Annotated in this window: 17 protein-coding genes, 1 tRNA gene and 1 pseudogene; 3 read left to right on the forward strand and 16 right to left on the reverse strand. The window is 49.7% G+C overall.

Annotated features, from left to right (window positions below; genetic code table 11):
• Window positions 1-70 precede the first annotated feature (70 nt).
• Window positions 71-331: a glutaredoxin family protein gene (locus tag L985_RS13335; protein WP_029342480.1), complete on the reverse strand. Its 261-nt coding sequence runs from the start codon at window positions 329-331 to the stop codon at window positions 71-73.
• Window positions 322-1464, reverse strand: coding sequence for an RNA polymerase factor sigma-54 (locus L985_RS13340; RefSeq protein WP_047393326.1), 1143 nt, complete (start codon window positions 1462-1464; stop codon window positions 322-324). Before L985_RS13340 ends, L985_RS13335 begins: the two co-directional genes overlap by 10 nt.
• 154 nt (window positions 1465-1618) lie before the next feature.
• Between L985_RS13340 and L985_RS13345 the strand changes: the two genes are divergently transcribed.
• A tRNA-Arg gene (locus L985_RS13345) sits at window positions 1619-1694 on the forward strand.
• Window positions 1695-1876: 182 nt separating this feature from the next.
• A pseudogene (gene clpP, locus L985_RS13350) lies at window positions 1877-2461 on the forward strand (ATP-dependent Clp endopeptidase proteolytic subunit ClpP); the annotation flags it as partial.
• A gap of 120 nt (window positions 2462-2581) precedes the next feature.
• On the opposite strand, the gene L985_RS13355 reads toward clpP, so the two are convergent.
• The 11 genes from L985_RS13355 to hprK all read right to left on the reverse strand — a co-directional run bounded on the left by L985_RS13355 (window position 2582) and on the right by hprK (window position 11743).
• Complete coding sequence (locus L985_RS13355) at window positions 2582-2818, reverse strand: hypothetical protein (protein WP_023469221.1); 237 nt, start codon at window positions 2816-2818, stop codon at window positions 2582-2584.
• Window positions 2819-2900: 82 nt separating this feature from the next.
• Window positions 2901-3857 (reverse strand): DNA-binding protein WhiA, encoded by a 957-nt coding sequence (gene whiA / locus L985_RS13360; protein ID WP_023469222.1) that lies wholly within the window; start codon window positions 3855-3857, stop codon window positions 2901-2903.
• Window positions 3854-4852 carry a gluconeogenesis factor YvcK family protein gene (locus L985_RS13365; protein WP_029342482.1) on the reverse strand — a complete coding sequence of 333 codons (999 nt, stop codon included), beginning with the start codon at window positions 4850-4852 and terminating at the stop codon, window positions 3854-3856. The genes whiA and L985_RS13365 overlap by 4 nt, the downstream gene beginning before the upstream one ends.
• A complete protein-coding gene (rapZ, locus tag L985_RS13370; RefSeq protein ID WP_029342483.1) occupies window positions 4852-5721 on the reverse strand; it encodes an RNase adapter RapZ in 870 nt (289 codons plus the stop codon). The genes L985_RS13365 and rapZ overlap by 1 nt, the downstream gene beginning before the upstream one ends.
• A gap of 111 nt (window positions 5722-5832) precedes the next feature.
• Window positions 5833-6795, reverse strand: coding sequence for a thioredoxin-disulfide reductase (gene trxB, locus L985_RS13375; protein ID WP_023469225.1), 963 nt, complete (start codon window positions 6793-6795; stop codon window positions 5833-5835).
• A gap of 61 nt (window positions 6796-6856) precedes the next feature.
• The gene (locus L985_RS13380) at window positions 6857-8341 is read right to left on the reverse strand and encodes a tetratricopeptide repeat protein (RefSeq protein ID WP_047393317.1); all 1485 of its coding nucleotides are present in this window, start codon (window positions 8339-8341) and stop codon (window positions 6857-6859) included.
• 96 nt (window positions 8342-8437) lie between these two features.
• Entirely contained in the window at window positions 8438-8818 is a 381-nt protein-coding gene (kapB, locus tag L985_RS13385; protein WP_023469227.1) for a sporulation phosphorelay system protein KapB, read from the reverse strand.
• Window positions 8819-8848: 30 nt separating this feature from the next.
• Window positions 8849-9331: an acyltransferase gene (locus L985_RS13390; protein ID WP_029342485.1), complete on the reverse strand. Its 483-nt coding sequence runs from the start codon at window positions 9329-9331 to the stop codon at window positions 8849-8851.
• Window positions 9315-9971, reverse strand: a complete 657-nt coding sequence (gene ppaX / locus L985_RS13395; protein ID WP_029342486.1) for a pyrophosphatase PpaX — start codon at window positions 9969-9971, stop codon at window positions 9315-9317. Before ppaX ends, L985_RS13390 begins: the two co-directional genes overlap by 17 nt.
• Window positions 9972-9974: 3 nt before the next feature.
• The gene (gene lgt, locus L985_RS13400; RefSeq protein WP_029342487.1) at window positions 9975-10808 is read right to left on the reverse strand and encodes a prolipoprotein diacylglyceryl transferase; all 834 of its coding nucleotides are present in this window, start codon (window positions 10806-10808) and stop codon (window positions 9975-9977) included.
• A complete protein-coding gene (gene hprK / locus L985_RS13405) occupies window positions 10808-11743 on the reverse strand; it encodes an HPr(Ser) kinase/phosphatase (protein ID WP_035396292.1) in 936 nt (311 codons plus the stop codon). Before hprK ends, lgt begins: the two co-directional genes overlap by 1 nt.
• A gap of 126 nt (window positions 11744-11869) precedes the next feature.
• Between hprK and L985_RS13410 the strand changes: the two genes are divergently transcribed.
• Complete coding sequence (locus tag L985_RS13410; RefSeq protein ID WP_023469232.1) at window positions 11870-12253, forward strand: hypothetical protein; 384 nt, start codon at window positions 11870-11872, stop codon at window positions 12251-12253.
• Between the two features lie 263 nt (window positions 12254-12516).
• Here the strand turns inward: L985_RS13410 and L985_RS13415 are convergent, their stop codons facing one another.
• The 3 genes from L985_RS13415 to uvrB all read right to left on the reverse strand — a co-directional run bounded on the left by L985_RS13415 (window position 12517) and on the right by uvrB (window position 18551).
• Window positions 12517-13626: a DUF4097 family beta strand repeat-containing protein gene (locus L985_RS13415; RefSeq protein ID WP_047393308.1), complete on the reverse strand. Its 1110-nt coding sequence runs from the start codon at window positions 13624-13626 to the stop codon at window positions 12517-12519.
• 100 nt (window positions 13627-13726) lie between these two features.
• A complete protein-coding gene (uvrA, locus tag L985_RS13420; protein ID WP_047393306.1) occupies window positions 13727-16582 on the reverse strand; it encodes an excinuclease ABC subunit UvrA in 2856 nt (951 codons plus the stop codon).
• Window position 16583: 1 nt separating this feature from the next.
• Window positions 16584-18551 carry an excinuclease ABC subunit UvrB gene (gene uvrB / locus L985_RS13425; protein WP_029342490.1) on the reverse strand — a complete coding sequence of 656 codons (1968 nt, stop codon included), beginning with the start codon at window positions 18549-18551 and terminating at the stop codon, window positions 16584-16586.
• Window positions 18552-18617 lie beyond the last annotated feature (66 nt).

Consider the following 18617-nt stretch of genomic DNA (forward strand, 5'->3'; position numbering starts at 1 on the left):
TGTCATAACGTGTCCCACTTGGTACACCGTTATCATAACAGTCCATTTCTCGCCTTGCAAGTCTCGTTTCTCAAGTTTTTTGAAGTAAGCGTTTTCTTACTGTTTCTGTCTCGAATTTGCCATAACTCCAGATTTCCTCGTCATGCATGACAACGGGAATCTCGTATAAGAACCGTAGACTGAGCGCTTCATCCTGATCAATGTTGACTTCCTCGAACGTCCATTCCGGAAACTCATCGAGTACGAAGTCGAGTAAGATGGCGGCCTCTTCACATAGCGTACATCCCGGACGTGAATAGAGTGTTAAGTGTCTGTGTCGTTTTAATCCCATTCTGATTGCGCCTTCCTTTGCTGCATCGTTTTTTTCGTTAAACCAAGCGCTGTCCGATATTTCGCGACCGTCCGTCGCGCGACTGTCAGACCGTCTGCTTGCAAGCGATCTGTCAATTGCTGATCACTTAACGGACGATCGCTATGTTGAATGTATTCGGCGATCCGCCGTTTAATCAAAAAACTCGAATCTCCGGTTGTCGTCCGTGAGACGAACAAGTCTTCTAGGGCAACGAGACCGTGGACCGTCTCGACATACTTCGCAGCAATCGCTCGACCAATCGTTGACGGATGATGCCCCGTCGCCTCAGCGACTTGTTTTTTCGTCAATGGCTCAAGATGCAGTTCTCCCTTGAACCAGCGTTCTTGCCGCTCAAGCAAGACCGAGAGGATGGCATGCATCGTGACACGGCGTCGTTCGTACGCGCGCAAAAAAGGCGTTGCCTCTTTTAATTCGAGCCACGTCTGATCCGTGTCGAGTGTCATCCAGTTGATTTGAAGTTCTCCATCTAACAGGTGAATCCGCGCTTCTGCTGTCACCGGTCGTTCTTCTTTTGGAAGATCCGGTGTCCGGCTCAACCGCGTCAATTGTTTTCGCAATCGTGTCCGGTCCTGTTCACTGAACTGAGCGAACACCTGACTTGCGGATTCATGTCGCAACCGATTCGTCAGTCCGATCAATTCCGCGTCGTCTAGCTCGATCGCCTGTAACCATTGGCACTCGCGTTCCGAACGGGCAGCGATGCCGACTGGTTCACATTGTTGTAAGAGTGTCCGTGCCTCTGTAATCGTAGCGACATCGGTCGAGAAGGATGCAGCAAGCTGCTCGTCCGATGTCCGCATTAAACCGTCCGCTTCTAAATACACGATGAGTTGTTCCGCCATATATCCTATTTCCTGTCTGACTGATTCTAAACGTATTTGTGCAAGAAGCTCGTCTTCATAGGACGCTAAATTACCCGCCATCTGCTCGAATTCTAGCGAAACCTGATTCGGGTAATGGCGATGCAACCGTCGTTTCAACCGTCGCCATTCCTCCTCGAGCTCTGACGCTGGTTGTTCAAGCACATGTAACTGATACTGTTGTGACGCCGATAACGTCATCTGTTGCGTCTGTTCCTGGCGTTGATCCATCGATTCCCCTCCCCCCACTTCTTATTATAGAAGAAACGTTTTAAAAAACGTGCTCTGAACCCCTTTTGAGTCGCTAGAGAAAAGAAAAGTCATGCTTCCCTATTGCTTTTCTGAAAAAATGTCGCTATACTATTAATTGTTCAGTACATCAGATGCACCCGTAGCTCAGGGGATAGAGCACTGGTTTCCGGTACCAGGTGTCGGGAGTTCGAATCTCTCCGGGTGTACCATTTATTCAACTACAAGGCAATGCCAGCAATGGCGTTGCCTTTTTTCTATACTGATATGTTTCATTTGCCCTTGTAATGGAAAAATACCTAAAAGTCGCATCGTATCTTTTGACCAATATTGACCAAAGGATTATGATAAGGATAAGTCGAATAGGAAGCTACATACCAACTATAAGGAGGCAAAGACTATGTTAATTCCAACAGTCATCGAACAAACAAACCGCGGGGAACGTGCTTACGATATCTACTCACGTTTGCTAAAAGACCGCATCATTCTTCTCGGGAGCGCGATTGACGACAACGTCGCCAACTCAGTCGTTGCCCAACTTCTGTTCTTAGCAGCAGAAGATCCAGATAAAGAAATCTCGCTTTACATCAACAGCCCAGGTGGTTCAATCACTGCCGGTATGGCGATTTACGATACAATGAACTTCATCAAACCACAAGTTTCAACAATTTGTATCGGTATGGCAGCATCGATGGGTGCGTTCTTGCTCCAAGCGGGCGCAAAAGGAAAACGTTTCGCGTTACCAAACGCTGAAATCATGATCCACCAACCGCTCGGTGGTACACAAGGTCAAGCATCGGATATCAAAATCCATGCGGAGCGTATCATCAAAATGCGTGAGCACCTCAATAAAATCATGGCTGAAAACACAGGACAACCACTTGAAGTCATCGAACGCGATACAGAGCGTGACAACTTCATGTCAGCACAAGCTGCTGCTGACTACGGTCTCATCGACCGCGTCATGGAACGTGCATAAGTCATCCAGAGTGTCTCCTTCGGGAGGCACTTTTTTTGTATCCATAGGAAAGCGAAGCCTTGTCGGTTATCGTTGCATACAAAAAAACCTCCCGTTCCTTATAGAACGAGAGGTCGATGATCAGTCGATCAAGTCTGTGATGTCTGAAACGATATCGTGGTTTTCACGAATCAGCGAGTAGATCGCGTTCGCATGTGGCGAAAGCTCTTCCTCTGCTTGTAATTGTTTCAGGAATAAAGATGTTGCGAACGCAACGAGTGTGCTTTTCGGTACACCGATTGATTTTGCTTTTTTTGTTAACACTTCATCAAACTTCGCATCGACTGTCAGCGAAATACGTTTCTTTTCGTTAGCCATTTCAAAAACTCCTTAATTCGAACATTTAGTTGCATCGACTATATATTATAGTAGACTATGGTTCATCCCGCAAGCGACCCTCTTATAAGGCCCCTGTCATCGACTCTCCATTTCGTACTTTTTCAGCGATTTGATCAATCTTCCGCAACCGGTGATTGATCCCTGATTTTGAGATGGAGCCGCTTTCGACCATCTCTCCGAGTTCTTGTAACGTCACGTCTTGATGTGTCACACGCAAGATCGCGATCTCCTTCAGCTTATCCGGTAAGACATCGAGCCCGACCGTCCGCTCAAGGAACTTGATGTTCTCGACTTGGCGTAATGCCGCACCGACCGTTTTGTTGAGGTTTGCCGTCTCACAGTTGACGAGACGGTTGACCGAGTTACGCATATCTTTTAAGATCCGGACGTCCTCGAACCGTAGCATCGATTGTGTCGCATCAACGAGCTTGAGGAAATCGGAAATCTTTTCGCTCTCCTTGATGTAGAGGATGTGTCCCTTTTTCCGTTCGATCGCCTTCGCGTTCAAATCAAAGACGTTTGATAAACCACGGAGCGCCGCATTGTGCTCCTCATATAAGCTGAAAATCTCCAAGTGATACGACGACGTCGCCGGATTGTTGAGCGAACCCCCGGCGAGAAACGCTCCTCGTAAATACGCGCGCGCTTTGCGTTCGTCGTTGAGGATCGTGTCACTGATGGAACGAATCATCGTGAACCCTTCCCCTAAAATCCCGAGGTCTTGTAAAATCTTGTCCGCTTGTTGTTTGACGCGGACGATATAGACATTATTCTTTTTCAGACGCATTTTCTTCCGCACGAGCAGATCGAGATGGACCCCGTATGCTTTTTTCAGCAATGAGTAGATCCGACGAGCAATCGAGGCATTCTCGGTCGAGATATCGAGTGTCAGACCACGTCCGAGACCGAACGAGATTGCACCGTTCATCCGGGCGAGCGCCGCGAGTTCCGCCTTCATCTCGTGATCGGTGATCGGAATCTGCGTTAATTCTTTTTTGACTTCTGAGGCAAAGCTCATGTCAGCTCCTCCTTTCCTTCGAGTTGACGCATCCGTCGAATCGACAACACCTTTCGCATGACGAGGCTTGCGACGGCATCTGAGTCATGACGGATGAAATGATGATTGTAGTCGACGATATCGTCTGCCAGCACTTCAACGCCAGCAAGCTCGAATTGTTTTTCATTATAGGTGACGATGTCAGCGTGATCCTTCTGGTATTTCTTCAGGTAACTCGCATCGATCGATTCGTTGTTGACGATGATCGTATCAACGACGCCTTGTCCGAGGAAGCGTTCGAGTGCCGCTAAATGCTCATTGGCTGTGAACGCCGTCGTCTCGCCGGGTTGCGTCATGACGTTACAGATATAGACGACCGGAGCTAACGATTGTTGGATTGCTTCCCGGATCTCATCGATCAGGACATTTGGGATGATACTCGTATAGAGACTACCCGGACCAAGGACGATGACATCGGCATCAAGAATTGCCTGAATCGCTTCCGGAACCGGTCGGACATCTTGTTCTTCGAGGAAGATCCGTTCGATCTTCTTGCCAACCTTCGGGATCAACGACTCGCCTTTGACGATCGTTCCGTCCTCGAACTCGGCACATAACGTGATCGTCCGTTCCGTCGCCGGATAGACCTTTCCTTCTGCGTTCAACAGTTGTCCCATGACGCCAATCGCTTCGACGAACGAACCGTTACAAAGCTGAGTCGCTGCTGTCAGCATCAGGTTTCCGAGCGAATGCCCGTGTAATCCTTCCCCGGTCTCGAACCGGTATTGCATGATTCGGTCCATCAACGTCTCCGACTTCGATAAGGAGACGATGACGTTTCGGATATCGCCTGGCGGTAACATGTTGAATTCCGTCCGCAGACGACCAGAACTGCCCCCGTCATCGGCGACCGTGACGATGGCTGTGATGTCGAGCGGGTAATGTTTCAGTCCACGAAGAAGCGTCGAGAGTCCTGTCCCGCCACCGATGGCGACGACTTTACGTTCCCATTTCATCACTTCTCCTCCTTCGCATACACATAATCCCGGTGATTGGTCTCGATGTGATACTGCGTCGCGAATTCTTTACTGATCGCTTCCGCGAATGTGATCGAGCGATGTTTCCCGCCTGTACAACCGAGAGCGATGACGAGTTGTGACTTCCCTTCCCGCTCGTATTGTGGAATCAGGAACTCGAGCAAATCGACGAGTTTTTTATAGAACAGCTTCGCTTCCGGCCACTGCATGACGTAGGACGCGACTTCCTCGTCGAGTCCCGTCTTTGGACGCAGCTCTGGAATGTAGAACGGATTCGGTAAGAAGCGCAGGTCAAAGACGAGATCGGCATCAAGCGGTAAGCCGTGTTTGAACCCGAACGACATGACGTTGACTGTGAACGGAATCCGTGTCCCTTCCGTGAACTCCTTCAAGAGACGTTCTTTCAGTGCAAGCGGCTTGATGTCACTCGTATCAATCAGCATCTGTGCCTTATCACGGAATCCTTCGAGCAACGTCCGCTCACGTTCGATTCCAATCAATGGGGAATCCGTCGGTGCGAGCGGATGCGAACGGCGCGATTCTTTGTAACGACGTACGAGGACATCGTTTCGTGCATCAAGATACAACATCCGGATTTGTAAGTCCGTTTTCTTTAAATCCTCATAGACGACAAAAAAGCTGTCGATGAAATCACGCGCGCGGGTATCGATGGCAACGGCGATTTTAGGACGCACTTGTCCAATGACTTCGATGAGATGCGGCAGTAACGTCGGGGGTAGATTGTCGACACAAAAATAGCCTAAGTCCTCAAAGCTGTTCATTGCGACAGTCTTCCCAGCCCCACTCATACCCGTGATGATGACAAGTTGCGGTTGATTCTGTTCCATCTTTTCGCCCTCCAGACAACAGTTCCGTGTGTATTTTTCACTTCTTTCTCAGTATATCATAAAAAAAGAGCCAGCTTCACTGAAGTCTCCTTCAATGAAACTGGTTCGATATTATGCGTGTGAGGATTCTTGTAATTCTTCAAGCAACGCTTCAATGAAATGCTGTGCATTTTGCGCTGCGATCGAACCATCATTTGTTGCTGTAACAACTTGGCGCAATGTTTTCTCACGAACATCACCGGCAGCAAAGATACCTTTGATGTTCGTTTCCATCGCTTCGTTCGTCACGACGTAGCCTTGGTCGTTTAAGATCCCGAGATCTTGGACGTAACCAGTGATTGGGTTCATCCCGATGTAGATGAAGACTCCATCGATCGGATGCGTCGTCACGTCAGCTGTTTTTGTGTTGATCAACTCGATACCGCCGACTTTCCCGTCTTGTTCGTTGATCTGTTTGACCGTATGGTTCCAGATGAAGTCGATTTTCGGGTTGTCGAACGCACGTTTTTGAAGAATTTTTTGAGCACGGAGCTCATCACGACGGTGTACGATCGTGACTTTTTTCGCGAAGCGTGTCAAGTAGACACCTTCTTCAACCGCAGAGTCGCCTCCACCGATGACGAAGAGTTCTTTTTCTTTGAAGAACGCGCCATCACAGACGGCACAGTATGAGACACCGCGACCGCCGAGCTCTTCTTCACCCGGTACGCCGATCTTCTTATATTGTGCACCGGACGCGATGATGATCGCCCGTGCGTAGTAATCTTTGTTGTGTGCATGAATCGTTTTGTATGCTTTACCGTCTTCGATGCTTCGAACGTCTCCGTACGCATATTCTGCGCCGAATGCTTTCGAGTGGTCGAACATTTTTTGCGAGAGATCTGGTCCGAGGATGCTATCGTATCCTGGGTAGTTCTCGATATCTTCTGTGTTCGCCATTTGACCGCCCGGAATCCCGCGTTCGATCATCAATGTCGAAAGGTTCGCACGTGATGCATAAAGTGCAGCTGTCATCCCAGCAGGACCTGCCCCGATGATGATGACGTCATAAATTTTTTGTTCTGTTTCCGCCATGATTCCACCCCATTTATCATAATCGTTGTAGTTTGAGTATAGGTGAGAATCGCCTAAACGTCTAACACTTTGCTTGCAGCGGTGCCAGCATCCGTTCATGTGTCCGGATCATTGATGCGACATGATCGAACGAACAATCGACGAGCGATGCACATTCTTCGATCAACATCCCGTCCCGTAAATCATGGAACAGATAAAGCAGCGATGCAGCGGATGCTTCGATCGAATCGAATGACTCACCGCTTAAGACGAGTTGTGCAAAGCGCTCGTAAAAATCACCTTCAAGACTCATTCGTTCTTCGTCTGAAACGAATCGTTCCGCAAGACGGATCGTCTGCAATGCCCGGTGAATGCGTTCATCCACGACATCAGTCCGACCTTCCATCTCAATGACAATCTGTTCTGTCAATAAGAGAACGTCTTCCCGGTCCGTCACTTCTGGCATCATCGATAACGCCAGTCGTGCCTCGGCATCGTTCAGTTTGCCAAGGAGCAGTGCCGTGAAGATGCGCGAGACATCATCTTCTGTCTTCAACGCTTGGATGAGTGCTGAACGGAATTGCAGGTTGTGGCGGATGTCATACGTATCCGTTTCTTCCTTTAACGCTTGTGCTTCGTCCGACTTCAAGAAAGCCGCCGCTTCTTCGACATGTCCCGTCTTATAGGCAGAGATCGATAACCAGTGACCGAAGAGTGGATCTCCTCGGTAACCGCGACGCTCGAGTAATTTCAACTCTTCATAGGCGATATCGTACCGTCCGATGATCGCTAAAGTTGAGGCAACCTTATAACGTGTCTCAAGATGCACGGAACGGACGTGTTCGAGCTGACGAGAGAGACGATGTGCCTCTTCGTCCTGTCCCATCTCGTGTAGCAAGACGAGCGTGTTACAGAGGGCATGCAAATTGCCCGGGTTTCCTTCAAGGACCCGTTCGAGGGAAGCGAATGCTTGATCATTCTCTCCTAAATAGAACTCGACGATCGCGAGGTTGTTGTAGGCAGGCCAGAACGTCGGGTACTGGGCAATCAGTCCAGTCAACGTCTCCTGTGCCGCGAACAGCATTCCTTTATCGATCTGGCGTTGTGCCTGACCGTGCAGACGAATCAATTCATCCTCTTCGTCGTCTTCCATCTCTTGTTCAAGATCAATCAGTTCCACGAGTGCGGCCGATGCCTCCGCGTGTTTGCCGTTTGGTGCTTGCTCTAAATATTCCATCGCATGTTGTCGCGCTTCTTCGTAAAGCGAGACGTGTGCGTAGTTATTCGCTAAATAAAAGAGTGCTTCCGTATTTGATGCGTCGAGTGCGCGTACTTGTTTCAAGACATCATTCGCATGATTGATTTCTCCAGTCTCGAATAAGACACGGGCATAACGGAGCAAATAACGGATGTCCGCTGGCTGAAGTGTCGTCGCCTCATCTAGATGATAGACGGCTTCGTCCAGTCGCCCTTCCCGGTGCGCCTTCCGTCCGCGGAAATAAAAAAGTTCCGCTTGGCGCGCTGTTATCGCAAAGGGGTCTGCTTTGTATTTGGTTAATTCCATCATGATTCAAGCCCCCATAAATAGTAAACTGGTTTCGTAGTTGCAGACACAAGAATACCCTATCTCTAGGAGGCATGCAACAGAAAAAAACGCCGGAGTTCATCCCCAGCGTTTTGCATAAATCGATTCCAGTTCTTTGTAATTCTCTAAGCATTTTCGTACAAAAGCATCCGTCTCTGGATTCAGTCCTTCAAGACGTGCCACGTCCTTGTCATATGCTTGCCGTAAGCTCGTCGCATAATCCGGAATCTCTCCGTCATATGCATAAACGACTGCGGGCGAAACCGTGATCTTTTCGTGCTTATGCAAGGCGGTCCGGATATGGAAGAGCGGGACATCGACTTGGTTCGGCTGATGAAGATCCCCTTGAACAGGATGCTTCTCGACAGCCAACACCTCAACGACGAGACCTTGTGGACGTTCGGCGAATAATCTTCCGAAATACTTTCCTGTCTTATACGTAAAGCGGATGTGCGTCATCTTTTTTCCTTCTTCCTTCTCACAGTTTTGTCACATTTCATGCCGGCGAAGCGGCTGACTCGAGACCCGTTCGTTCGGTGCAATGTCCCGGTGAACGACAGATCCGGCACCAACGACGGCACCATCTCCGATCGTTACGCCGGGTAGAATCGTCACGTTCGCACCAATCAAGACGTTGCTTCCGATGACGACGTCACCTAAACGGTACTCCGTCGTCAAATATTCATGACAGAGAATCGTCGTATTGAAGCCGATGATCGTATTGTCACCAATCGTGATCCTCTCTGGGAACATCGTGTCCGGCATCACCATCAAGGCAAGCGCCGTCTTCTCGCCGATCTTCATCCGGAGGCATGTCCGGTAGAGCGCGTTCTTGAAACGAAGCGACGGAGCGAACCGACCGATCGTGATGATCGTAAAGCACCACATCACTTTAAAGAACGACACGGTCTGGTACATGTGCCAGAGCGGATTCGTCGTACCGACCTGAAACCGATCAGTTCGCCGTGCCATTTTGTTCCTCCAGCCAAGTAGCAAGATGATCCATCGAATCAATGATGACATCCGGTTCGAGGGCTTCTAAATACGCACGACCTTTGATTGCCCAACCGACCGCGACCGTCTTCAGTCCCGCGTTCTTACCACCGAGAATGTCCGTATCGTTGTCACCGACCATGATCGTTTCGTCTGCCGTTGCTCCAAGCAACTGCATCGCTTTTTCGAATGGCTCAACGGCTGGTTTTTCTTCCGTTACGTCGTCGGCTGCAATGACAGCATCAAAGAGTGATGTCAATCCGAACAACTCGATACCGCGAAGAGCGACACGACGACTTTTCGACGTCACGACCGCCATCTTGTATCCTGCTTCATGCAGACGACGTAATCCGTCAAGCACACCTGGATACTCGAGCACGAGCGCGTCATGCATCGCGATGTTGTAGCTCCGGTAAAAAGCGACCATCTCTTTCCACTGTTCTGCATTCATCGCCGAGAACGATTTTTCTAGCGTCGGACCGATGAACGGAAGCAGTTCCGCTTCCGTGAACGTCCGGTCCGGATAATAGTAACTGAGCGTATGCTCGAAGCTTTTTAAGATCAATGGATTCGTGTCGATCAACGTTCCATCTAAATCAAACAGTAGCGTGCGAATCATCGATTACTTCGCCTCCTTTTTCGAACCGTCCAAGTAACGAACGGCGTTGCGGCGAACGACCATCATGATCACACCGAAGATGATCAAACAGATTGAGACGATTTGCGCCGTCCGGAGTCCATCTCCCATCAACAGACTGTCCGTCCGGAGACCTTCGATATAGTAGCGTCCGATTGAATACCACACGAGATAACCAAGGAAGATATACCCACGACGTGGATTGAACTTCATCCGCCAGACGATCAACAGAATGACACCGATGATGTTCCAGATGCTTTCATAGAGGAACGTCGGTAAATAGTATGTTCCATCAATGTACATCTGGTTAACGATCCAGTTCGGCAAGTGCAACGTATCTTGTAAGTACGACCATGTCGTTTCGCCACCGTGTGCTTCTTGGTTGAAGAAGTTGCCCCAGCGTCCGACCGCTTGACCGAACAAGAGCGATGGTGCCAAGATATCAGCGATTTGCCAGAACGAGATCTTTTTCTTACGCGTATAGATGATGACCGTCAAAATCGCACCGATGATCGCACCGTGGATCGCGATCCCACCTTGGCGGATGTTGATGATTTGGTCAAGATGTTGACTATAGTAGTTCCACTCAAACGCGACGTAGTAAATCCGGGCACAGATGATACTGATCGGAATCGACCAGATGACGACATCAACCGCATACTCTTCGTTGAAGCCGATCCGCTTCGACTCGAAGATCGCAATCAGGAGACCGACGACCGCACCGAGTGCGATGACGATCCCGTACCAGTAAATCGGTACAGGACCGAGTTCAATCGCCACACGGTCAAACGTTGGTTGTACAGAGGCTAAAGTTCCCATCAAAGACCACCATTCCCATCTTCAATTGCTTGCGCGAGACGTCCCGCGAATTCTTCTGCTGTGTTGATGCCCATGTTCTTCAGACGATAGTTCATCGCTGCGACTTCGATGATGACAGCAAGGTTTCGTCCCGGACGAACCGGAATCGTCAGGAACGGAATTTCCGTATCGATGATTTGGAGTGTCTCTTGGTCCAGGCCGACGCGGTCATAGACTTTCGATTGATCCCAAATCTCGAGGTTACAGACGAGGCTGATCTTCTTGTGCGAGCGAACCGCGCCTGCACCGAACAACGTCATCACATCGATGATCCCGATTCCACGAATCTCAAGCAGATGCTGAATCAACTTCGGTGCTGTCCCAACGAGAATCCCGTCACCAGTTTGACGAATCTCAACTGAGTCATCTGCCACTAGGCGGTGACCTCGCTTAACGAGTTCGAGTGCCGTTTCCGATTTACCGACACCACTTGCCCCTTTGATGAAGACACCGACACCATAGATATCGACGAGGACACCATGCATCGCTGTCGTTGGTGCGAGTTCCGCTTCGAGGAAGTTCGTGATCTGTGACTCGACCGATGTCGTATGCCCTTTTGTCGTCAACAGTGGCACGTTCGTCTCGTCTGCAGCTTGGATGATCGCTTCCGGTACTTCAAATCCACGTGTGATCAAGATACCAGGTGTTTCATCCGTACAGAGGACATTCGCTCGTTCGCGTTGTTCCTCGTACGTTAAATTATTGAAGAACGTCAATTCTGTTTTTCCGAGAATCTGGAGACGTTCTGCCGGGTAATAGGCATAATAACCGGCAAGCACAAGGCCAGGTCGGCACAAATCAGCCGTCAGAATCGGACGATGTAAGCCCTCTTCTCCCGTGACGATGTGGAGATTGAATTGTTTTACGATTTCAGCTGTTCGCACTTTTGGTTGCACGCTTCGTCAGCCCCTTTCACTTGAAGTATTGTACCATATTTTTATTGGATTCATGGAATTGGATTAGAAGCATGATTTCTTGGGAATGGAATAAAGAGTTAATATTTTGAAGGAGGTTTTGCCGTGATGTCAGGCGGTGGTATCGGATTAATTTTAGTCATTATCTTATTTGCGGTTCTAGCGATTGCTGGTTTCGTCTATCTCATCATCTCACTGATTGATATGTGGAAAGCGTATTCGCGTAATCAAGATCAAACTGCCCTCTTATTCTTCATCATCTCGATTATCGGGATCTTCATCAGTGGTTCATTCATTTCCTACGTCCTCGCGATCATCTTCTATTGGAATCGCGCACGTGGAAAGAGTTGGCTCGGAATCGGTCTGATTCTCGTTTCGATCGTTCTTGCAATCATCGGTGTCATTGCCTTACTCTCGTTCGGTTACGATATGAATAATATCGAGAACATGAACTTCGACGAGCCGATGATGGATCAGGACTACGATTATTGATGTAAGCTACACCCATCTTCTTATGAGGATGGGTGTTTGTTTATCTAAAGGAAAACATAGCGATATATCCTTTTCTTCTACTTGCTTTCCTCAGGCGAGACACGAGCCGCGGCTGCATCGTTCGAACGAACGAGTAGCCGGGTCTCGTTTGTCTCTGACAGCGCGGATCACCGCGCTTTTTCCTGCAGGAGTCGCGTAAAAAGCAGGATACACAAAAACAGCTACCTGATTCGATTAAGAATCAAGTAGCTGTTATCTATTTCTTATAACGCTTGTGGACTGAGGTGAACACCATGCGTGACCGAAATCGTACCTGTCTTCGTATCCGCTTCAACCTCGATTTTTGGTGAGCGACCGCGACCTGATACGAAATGGAGCTTCCGGTTGACAATCTCTTTTTGATCCCGGATTAATTCCATGTCATCGAGGTTGCAGTTGAGACCACCAAAGTTTGTCTCAAGCTCCCCGTAGACTTCAGCGCCGTGCGGCAACATCAGGGCGATGCTTCCAGCAAGCGACGAAGCTTTGACCTTCGCGTTTTGCACGGTCTTCAGCTCGCAGCGGACGTTTCCGTTCGCCGTTTTCAGTTCTGAACGTTCGAAGACACCTGTCGTGATGATTTGTCCGTTGGCTGTCTTCGCCTTCAAGACTTTCAACTCCGACTCTTCAATTTCGATCGAACCGTTCGCTGTCGATACTTTGACATCCTCACTGAACAGATCACGGACGTTGACTCGACCGTTTGCTGTCATCAATTGAGCAAATGTCGTATCGAGTGACCTCAACGAAATTTCCCCGTTCAACGTCTGTAAGACGAATGATTCGTAATGACGGCGTGGTACTTTCAGATGGACTGTCGCACGGACACTCTTATCCTTCAAACGGATCGAAAGTGTGTTCGCCGAGACTGCGTGTTGCACAGCGGCTTGAAGTTGCTCAAGCGCCTGTTCTTCCGTCACCTGTTGGCGGCGGAGCGGACGTCCTGTCACCGTCAATTCGCATTCTTCGAGATCACTCGGTTCGACGACCAAGTTCGCATTGAACAGATCGACGTGAACCGTCTCACCGCTGAACGGGAATTGTTTGACGTAAGTGACGTTCGGACCGGACGCCTGATTAAGCGAAAGATCACTGTCCTTGATCCGGCTGACGAGATTATCGAACGCTGACATGACTTTCGTCGTCAGTGAATCGACGGAATACTGGTCGACCCGATCATATTGTTCTGGTTCATCGACGTACTTATGTTCACTGGCAGAAGTTGCACGTTCGTCGATCGCTTCGAGCCGCTCGAGTTTATCGAGTGCCTCATCAATCGTTAACTTTCCTTCTTTGACTTGCTCCAATATCAATTGACGCATATCTTGCTTCATGAACCGTTCCCTCCTATTCTTGAACCTCAAACGTGTGTTACATGATACTTTCGTTTAAGTTCCCTTAGTTCCTTCCTACGAATCCTCATCCACAAAAGTTTCACGATTCAATTCGTGCCGCATCGCGTTCAAGGACCGGAGCGAGATATCGTCCCGTATAGGACGCTTCAACTTCAGCAATCTGTTCCGGTGTACCGGCAGCAACAATCGTTCCGCCACCGTCGCCACCCTCTGGTCCTAAATCAATCAAGTAGTCGGCCGTCTTGATGACATCCAAGTTGTGTTCGATGACGAGCACTGTATCACCATTGTCGACGAGACGTTGCAAGACTTTCAAGAGACGCGCAATGTCGTGGACGTGGAGTCCCGTCGTCGGCTCATCGAGAATATAGATCGTCTTCCCGGTCGAGCGCTTATGCAACTCGGACGCGAGTTTAACACGTTGCGCTTCCCCGCCGGATAGTTCCGTCGCGGGTTGACCGAGACGCATGTATGTCAAACCAACGTCAGCGATCGTCTGCAATTTCCGCGTGATCTTCGGAATGTTCTCGAAGAAGGAAAGGGCATCTTCAACCGTCATCTCAAGCACGTCGGCAATCGTCTTGCCTTTATATTTCACTTCGAGTGTTTCGCGGTTGTAGCGTTTACCATGACAGACTTCACATGGAACATAGACGTCCGGTAAGAAGTGCATCTCAATCTTGATGATCCCGTCGCCACGACAAGCTTCACAGCGTCCACCCTTGATGTTGAAACTGAAGCGTCCTTTTTTATAACCACGCAGTTTCGCTTCGTTCGTCGAAGCAAAGACGTCACGGATGTCATCGAAGACACCGGTATACGTTGCTGGGTTCGAACGTGGTGTCCGACCGATCGGCGACTGGTCGATGTCGATGACCTTATCGATTTGATCCAGACCGGTGATTCCTTTATGGGCACCCGGTTTTTCTTTCGCCCGGTTCATCTCGTGCGCAATCGTCTTATAGAGAATTTCATTGATCAACGTCGATTTCCCGGAGCCCGAGACACCGGTGACGGCGACGAACAGACCCAGCGGAATGTCGACATCGACGTTCTTCAGGTTGTTTTCCGATGCTTTGTGAATATGAAGCATCCGACCGTCTGGCTCTTTGCGTGTCGATGGAACAGGAATGAACTTCTTCCCGGACAAGTATTGACCAGTCAACGAGTTCGCATCCTGCATCAACTCTTCCGGTTTCCCGGCTGCCGTGACGAAACCACCATGATCGCCCGCACCTGGTCCGATATCGATCAAGTAGTCGGCTGCCATCATCGTGTCTTCATCGTGTTCGACGACGATCAACGTGTTGCCGAGATCACGCATCGCCTTCAGCGTATTGATCAGACGATCATTATCACGTTGGTGTAAACCGATCGATGGTTCATCGAGAACGTAGAGGACGCCCGTCAGACGCGAACCAATTTGTGTCGCAAGACGAATCCGTTGCGCTTCCCCACCGGACAACGTACCGGCTGCGCGTGAGATCGTCAGGTAATCGAGACCGACGTTCTCGAGGAACGACGCCCGTTCGTGAATCTCACGGACGATCATCCGCGAAATCGTCTGATCCTTCTCACTCAACTTCTCCGGTAGTTCGTCGAAGAACATGACCGCTTGTTTAACAGACATCTTCGTCACTTCACCGATATGATGATCGGATACTTTGACGGCAAGTGATTCCCGTTTCAAGCGGTGTCCTTTACACGTCGGACAAGCTTTCTTCGCCATGTAGCCTTCCATCTGTTCCCGGATATAATCAGACGACGTTTCTTTGAAGCGACGTTGTAAGTTATTGAGGACCCCTTCGAAGTAGAGGTTCGTATTTCGGACCATCCCAAAGTCATTCTCATAACGGAAGTGAATCTCTTCCTTCGTGTTTCCGTTCAAGATCGTTTCACGGTGTTCTTCTGACAACTGTTCGAACGGTGTATCCATATCGATCTTGAAGTGGTCGCAGACCGCTTTGAGTAATTGTGGATAATACTGCGAGCTCGTTGGTTCCCAGGCCACGATTGCCCCTTCGTTCAATGACTTATCGGGATGTGGCACGACGAGATCAACATCGACCTCAAGCTTCGTTCCGAGACCGTCACACGACGTACAAGCACCAAATGGTGAGTTGAACGAGAACATGCGTGGTTCGAGTTCGCCGATCGAGAAGCCACAGATCGGACAAGCATGGTGTTCACTGAACAACAGTTCGTTGCCGTCCATCGTATCGACGATGACCCGACCGTCCGCGAGGCGAAGGGCAGTCTCGAGTGAGTCCGCAAGACGGGCTTCGACGTCTGGTCGCACGACGACACGATCGACGACGACTTCAATTGAGTGTTTCTTGTTTTTCTCAAGCGTGATCTCTTCGGCGAGATCCATCGTCTCTCCGTTGACACGGACGCGGACGAAACCTTCCTTCTTCAAATCGTCGAGCACCTTGACGTGCGTACCTTTGCGTCCGGAAACGATTGGCGCGAGAATTTGCAGACGGGTCCGCTCCGGCAACTCCATCACTTGGTCAACCATCTGACTGATCGTCTGGCTCGAAATCTCGATTCCGTGATTCGGACAGATCGGTTTACCAATCCGTGCGTACAACAGACGCAAATAGTCATAGATCTCTGTGACCGTTCCAACCGTCGAACGTGGGTTTTTACTCGTCGTCTTCTGGTCGATTGAAATTGCTGGACTCAGTCCTTCAATCGTATCGACATCCGGTTTATCCATCTGTCCGAGGAACTGACGGGCATAGGCAGATAAACTTTCGACATAACGCCGTTGTCCTTCAGCGTAAATCGTATCGAAGGCAAGCGATGATTTCCCTGACCCGGACAAGCCCGTCAAGACGACGAGCTGATCGCGGGGGATTTCGACATCGATGTTTTGTAGATTATTGACGCGAGCGCCTTTGATGATAATCTGATTCTTCTTTTCTCCCAACTTAGGCACCTGCTTTCAATTCTAATATGAGGTCGCGGAGCTCAGCAGCTCGTTCGAACTGCATGTCTTTCGCCGCTTGACGCATCTCTTGGTCGAGCTGTTCAAGCAACGTTTCGCGCTCCGGTTTTTTGAGTTTGTTGAACTTCTCGAGTTTTTCGACGGTGTCGTCGCTCTCGATCGTCGTACTGATGACACCACGGACATCCTTTTTGATCGTCTGCGGCGTGATGCCATGTTCTTCGTTGAACGCCATCTGGATTGCGCGACGGCGTTCCGTCTCATCGATCGCGCGTTGCATCGAATCGGTGACTTTATCAGCAAACAAGATGACGTGTCCTTCCGAGTTCCGCGCCGCTCGACCAATTGTTTGAATCAGCGAACGATCCGACCGCAGGAACCCTTCCTTATCGGCATCGAGAATCGTCACGAGTGAGACTTCTGGAATATCGAGTCCTTCTCGTAACAAGTTGATCCCGACGAGGACATCGTATTTCCCGAGTCGTAAGTCACGGATGATTTCAATCCGTTCCAGCGTCTTGATCTCCGAGTGCATGTAGTTGACCTTGACACCATTCTCCTTCAAGTAGTCGGTCAAGTCTTCTGCCATCTTCTTCGTCAGTGTCGTCACGAGAACACGTTCGTTCTTCGCGACCCGGTCACGGATGTTATCCATCAAGTAATCGATTTGTCCCGTGATCGGATGAATCTCGATCGTTGGATCAACGAGACCGGTCGGACGGATGATTTGCTCGACCATCTCTTTCGAATGTTCGAGTTCATACGGTCCTGGTGTCGCCGAGATATAGATCGCCTGACTGACTTTTTCCTCGAACTCCTCGAACCGTAACGGACGGTTATCTTTCGCCGACGGGAGACGGAAACCGTGGTCGACGAGGACTTGTTTCCGCGCCTGGTCTCCGTTGTACATCCCGCGAATTTGCGGCAATGTGACGTGTGACTCATCGGCGACGAGCAAGAAGTCTTTCGGGAAGTAATCAAGCAACGTATACGGTGTTGCACCTTCCGGCATCAAGTTCAAGTGACGCGAGTAGTTCTCGATTCCGGAACAATAGCCCATCTCACGCATCATCTCGAGATCGTAGTTCGTTCGTTGCTCAAGGCGTTGCGCTTCAAGTAGCTGATTGTCTTCGCGTAATTTCGCGAGTTGGACTTCCAGTTCCTTCTCGATGTTCGCGATCGCTTTCTGAAGACGGGTATCTCCCGTCACGAAGTGGGACGCCGGGAAGATTGAGATATGCTCGCGGTCTGCGACGATCTCACCTGTCAGCGGATCCATGTCACGAATCCGTTCAATCTCATCACCGAAGAACTCGACCCGGACACACTGTTCGTCGCGTGACGCCGGGAAGATTTCGACGACGTCTCCTCGGACACGGAACCGTCCTCGTTGGAAATCGATGTCGTTACGCTCATACTGAATGTCGATCAGACGACGGAGCATCTCGTTACGCCCCATCTCATTGCCGACACGTAGTGACAAGACGTGATTGTTGTACTCTTCCGGGTTACCGAGACCATAGATACACGAGACAGACGCAACGATCAAGACGTCCTCCCGTTCGAACAGGGCGGACGTCGCCGAGTGACGTAGTTTATCAATCTCATCGTTGATCGAAGAGTCCTTCTCAATGAACGTATCCGTCGATGGGACATACGCTTCCGGCTGATAATAATCATAAAAACTAACGAAGTATTCGACCGCATTGTTCGGGAAGAATTCCTTGAACTCCGAGTAGAGTTGTCCCGCTAGTGTTTTGTTGTGGGCAAGGACGAGCGTCGGTTTCTTGATTTCCTTAATGACGTTCGAGACCGTGAACGTCTTCCCGGTACCAGTCGCCCCAAGCAACGTCTGATGTCGTTCGCCTTGTTTTAGCCCAGTCACCAATTTTTCGATTGCCGTCGGCTGATCACCGCCTGGCTCAAATGGTGAAACGAGTTCAAATTCCATCGTTTGCTTCCCCCTCATCACGTAAAAAATCTATTTTTATTGTACCACTTTACGAACAAACATTCG

Source organism: Exiguobacterium sp. ZWU0009 (assembly GCF_000798935.2).
GTDB classification, from domain to species: domain Bacteria; phylum Bacillota; class Bacilli; order Exiguobacteriales; family Exiguobacteriaceae; genus Exiguobacterium_A; species Exiguobacterium_A acetylicum.